Raw genomic sequence first — 229 nt, 5'->3', positions numbered from 1 at the left:
GGCGCCGCGCACTCGGGTCGACCATGCCGGCCCCGCCAGCACGCTGACCACGACCACATGCAGCCACGTAACCCGGGAAATGGTCAGCGCCATACCCAGCAAGAAGCTCAGTGCGATCATGGCCAGAACAATGCGCCAACGCCGAAACCTCTGCGCAAGAAATAGGCAGGCTGCAAGTCCGAATGCCAGGTACGAGGCGACGTGGTTCGGCTGGTTCAGGTTGCCCCAC

1 protein-coding gene is annotated in these 229 nt (G+C 63.3%); it reads right to left on the bottom strand.

Annotation, left to right across the window (positions count from 1 at the left end):
- Positions 1-219 (bottom strand): pilin glycosylation ligase domain-containing protein (locus RVY79_RS22165; protein ID WP_411161796.1); only part of this gene is annotated, 219 nt, incomplete at its 3' end.
- Between the last annotated feature and the right edge of the window lie 10 nt (positions 220-229).

Source organism: Chromohalobacter sp. HP20-39 (genome assembly GCF_033052815.1).
Lineage (GTDB): Bacteria > Pseudomonadota > Gammaproteobacteria > Pseudomonadales > Halomonadaceae > Chromohalobacter.
Note: the sequence above shows the minus strand (reverse complement) of the source record. Positions and strands in the feature narration are given on the sequence as shown.